The sequence below is a fragment of the Nonomuraea mangrovi genome (assembly GCF_042681425.1).
GTDB classification, from domain to species: domain Bacteria; phylum Actinomycetota; class Actinomycetes; order Streptosporangiales; family Streptosporangiaceae; genus Nonomuraea; species Nonomuraea mangrovi.
Map to the genome: position 1 here is coordinate 1 of NZ_JBHUFV010000132.1, position 859 is coordinate 859.

General features: G+C 67.4%; 1 protein-coding gene. It reads right to left on the reverse strand.

Going from position 1 to position 859, the window contains the following annotated elements; genetic code table 11:
• On the reverse strand, nt 1–857 hold an 857-nt coding region (locus tag ACFSKW_RS54940), incomplete at its 3' end, for an IS982 family transposase (protein WP_379583922.1).
• Nucleotides 858–859 lie beyond the last annotated feature (2 nt).

Below are 859 nucleotides of genomic sequence, written 5' to 3' on the forward strand. Positions count from 1 at the left end.
TGGCCAGTGGCGCGGTTGTGCCAGATCGCGGCGGTCAACGCCAAGATCCGCTGGGCGATGCGCGCGCCGACTCCCTCCGGGCTGCGTCCGCCGTGAAGCTCGAGATCGAGCTGGCCCTTCAGAGTGTCGTTGACCGATTCGATGAGCTGACGGATGGGCTTGAGGAACTGCTCGCCCGGGCGGGGCATGCGGTTGCGATACGAAGGTCGTAGCAGCCGTACTCCCCGCTCTTGCAGGTAGCGGTCCAGCTCGGCCGACACGTAACCCTTGTCGGCGACGATCAGCAGCCCGGGCCGGTCGACGAGCAGGTCAGGATCGTGATCGAGAATGGCCATCAGCACCTGCCGTTCGTCGATCTTCGGAGTGGCCAGGGCCCAGGTGAGCGGCAGTCCGGCCGGCGTGCAGATCAGGTGGAGCCGCAAGCCCCAAAACCAGCGGGAGTGGGAGCGGCAGTAGCCGTAGCCGGCCCATCCTGCCAGGTTCGAGCGCTGGGTGGTGGGGCGGGAACGGCCGCATTCGACGGGGGTGGAGTCGACCACCCACACCAGCTCGGCCCACAGGTCGGTGTCGCGGGCCAAGACCCGGATTGCGCGCTGGAGCAGGGGCAGGGCGCGGCGCAGTCGTTTGTTGTAGCCGGATTGGCCGGGCAGGTAGGGGAAGGCGCCGGGCAGGTGTCGGGGGACGAACCGCAGCCAGCGGGCTTCGGAACGGACACCGAGCAGGACCTGGGCCACTGCCAGGGTCAGTAACTCGGCGTCGGTCAGCTTCGGTGGTCGTCCGCTGCGGGGTGATGTGCCGAGCCAGTCGTCGATCTTCACGTACAGTGCGGTGAGAAGGGTGTTGATGTCTGTCGTCACAA